This window comes from Martelella sp., from assembly GCF_984369615.1.
In genome coordinates this window covers 1-2,104 of sequence record NZ_CFHTCS010000535.1, presented here as the reverse complement: position 1 = coordinate 2,104, position 2,104 = coordinate 1, and the positions used below count along the sequence as shown (strand labels likewise).

At 60.0% G+C, this 2,104-nt stretch carries 6 protein-coding genes; all 6 read left to right on the top strand.

What is annotated here, in order from left to right; translation table 11 throughout:
* Positions 1-243: 50S ribosomal protein L14 (gene rplN, locus AC5DC2_RS23395; RefSeq protein ID WP_491700215.1), on the top strand; the 243-nt coding region annotated here is incomplete at its 5' end.
* A gap of 13 nt (positions 244-256) precedes the next feature.
* Entirely contained in the window at positions 257-568 is a 312-nt protein-coding gene (rplX, locus tag AC5DC2_RS23390; RefSeq protein WP_024708098.1) for a 50S ribosomal protein L24, read from the top strand.
* Positions 561-1,118 (top strand): 50S ribosomal protein L5, encoded by a 558-nt coding sequence (gene rplE, locus AC5DC2_RS23385; protein WP_024708097.1) that lies wholly within the window; start codon positions 561-563, stop codon positions 1,116-1,118. The genes rplX and rplE overlap by 8 nt, the downstream gene beginning before the upstream one ends.
* A gap of 32 nt (positions 1,119-1,150) precedes the next feature.
* Complete coding sequence (gene rpsN / locus AC5DC2_RS23380; protein ID WP_024708096.1) at positions 1,151-1,456, top strand: 30S ribosomal protein S14; 306 nt, start codon at positions 1,151-1,153, stop codon at positions 1,454-1,456.
* Positions 1,457-1,467: 11 nt separating this feature from the next.
* Positions 1,468-1,866: a 30S ribosomal protein S8 gene (gene rpsH, locus AC5DC2_RS23375; RefSeq protein WP_024708095.1), complete on the top strand. Its 399-nt coding sequence runs from the start codon at positions 1,468-1,470 to the stop codon at positions 1,864-1,866.
* 42 nt (positions 1,867-1,908) lie between these two features.
* The coding region (gene rplF, locus AC5DC2_RS23370) for a 50S ribosomal protein L6 (protein ID WP_491700214.1) at positions 1,909-2,104 on the top strand (196 nt) is incomplete at its 3' end.

Genomic DNA, 2,104 nt, shown 5'->3' with positions numbered 1-2,104 from the left:
GTGAAAGAGGCTGTTCCGCGCGGACGCGTCAAGAAGGGCGATGTGATGAAGGCCGTTGTCGTTCGCACGGCAAAGGACATCCGCCGCGCTGACGGCTCCGTCATCCGCTTCGACAGCAATGCTGCCGTTCTGATCAACAACAACAAAGAGCCGATTGGTACGCGTATCTTCGGGCCGGTTCCGCGCGAGCTGCGTGGCAAGAGCCATATGAAGATCATCTCCCTGGCTCCGGAAGTTCTGTAAGGGAGCGCGGAACATGCAGAGAATCAAAAAGGGCGACAAGGTCGTCGTGATCGCCGGCAAGGACAAGGGCCGCACCGGTGAAGTCGTACAGGTTTTCCCGAAGGAAGACCGCGCCGTCGTTTCGGGCATCAATGTCGTGCGTCGCCACCAGCGGCAGACGCAGACCACCGAAGCCGGCATCATCACCAAGGAAGCGCCGGTTCACCTTTCGAACCTCGCGATCGCCGATCCGAAGGACGGCAAGCCGACGCGGGTCGGCTTCAAGGTCGAGGGTGAGAAGAAGGTCCGCTATGCAAAGCGTTCGGGAGAAGTGATCGATGGCTGAAGCAAAGTATGAGCCGCGCCTGAAGACGGTTTTCAACGAAAAGATCCGTGCTGAGCTGCAGGAGAGCTTTTCCTACGCCAACCCGATGATGATCCCGCGCCTCGACAAGGTCGTGATCAACATGGGCGTCGGCGAGGCTGTCGGTGATTCGAAGAAGCCGACCAATGCCGCAGCCGACCTCTCGGCGATCGCCGGCCAGAAGGCCGTGATCACCCATGCGCGCAACTCCATCGCCGGCTTCAAGGTCCGCGAAGGCATGCCGATCGGCGCCAAGGTGACGCTGCGCGGCGACCGCATGTATGAATTCGTTGACCGCCTGGTGAACATCGCGCTGCCGCGCGTTCGCGACTTCCGCGGCCTCAATCCGAAGAGCTTTGACGGCCGTGGCAACTTCGCCATGGGCATCAAAGAGCACATCGTGTTCCCCGAGATCGAATATGACAAGGTCGATCAGATGTGGGGCATGGACATCATCGTTTGCACGACGGCGAACACGGACGACGAAGCGCGGGCGCTCCTGACAGCGTTCAACTTCCCGTTCCGCAAATAACCGTAACGACGAGCGTAGAAAAGGAAAACGACATGGCGAAAGTAAGCGCAGTCGAAAAGAACAAGCGCCGCCGCAAGACGGTCGCCCGGGACGCAGAGAAGCGTGCCGCGCTGAAGGCGATCATCAAGAACCAGGAACTGCCGATCGAAGAGCGGTTCCGCGCTTCCCTGAAGCTGGCGGAAATGCCCCGCGACGGCTCCAAGACGCGTATCCGCAACCGCTGCGAAGTATCCGGCCGTCCGCGTGCGTATTACCGCAAGCTGGGCATGTCCCGTATCGCGCTGCGTGATCTCGGCAACACCGGCAAGGTGCCGGGCGTCGTCAAGTCGAGCTGGTAAGGAGGCGTCCAATGGCAATGTCTGATCCCCTGGGCGATATGCTCACCCGTATCCGCAACGGCGCCTCGCGCCGCAAGTCCTCCGTGACGACGCCGGCTTCCAAGCTGCGCGCCCACGTTCTGGACGTGCTGCAGGCCGAAGGCTACATCCGCGGCTACACCCAGACCGAATTCGAGAACGGCAAGTCCGAGATCGAAATCGAGCTGAAATATTACGAGAACGCGTCCGTGATCCGTGAGATCGCCCGCGTTTCCAAGCCGGGCCGCCGGGTCTATGTCTCGGTCAAGTCCATTCCGCAGGTCGCAAATGGTCTGGGTATCACGATCCTTTCCACCCCCAAGGGTGTGATGGCTGATCACCAGGCGCGCGAACAGAATGTTGGTGGCGAGGTTCTCTGCTCGGTCTTCTAAGGCTTGAGTAGATCCTCCTAGCGAAACAGACAGGTAAAACAAATGTCTCGTATCGGTAAAAAGCCCGTTCAGGTTCCCAAGGGTGTGACTGCGTCGGTGGACGGCCAGAAGATCACAGCCAAGGGCCCGAAGGGCGAACTGTTCTTCGTCGCCAATGACGAAGTCAGCGTTTCCATGGAAGACGGCGCGATCGTCGTTTCCCCGATCAACCAGTCCAAGGAAGCCCGCTCCAAGTGGG

Excerpts from the sequence above, each read along its gene's own strand:
- rplE (WP_024708097.1), top strand. The coding sequence starts at position 561 with ATGGCTGAAGCAAAGTATGAGCCGCGCCTGAAGACGGTTTTCAACGAA.
- rpsN (WP_024708096.1), top strand. The coding sequence starts at position 1,151 with ATGGCGAAAGTAAGCGCAGTCGAAAAGAACAAGCGCCGCCGCAAGACG.
- rpsH (WP_024708095.1), top strand. The coding sequence starts at position 1,468 with ATGGCAATGTCTGATCCCCTGGGCGATATGCTCACCCGTATCCGCAAC.
- rplX (WP_024708098.1), top strand. The coding sequence starts at position 257 with ATGCAGAGAATCAAAAAGGGCGACAAGGTCGTCGTGATCGCCGGCAAG.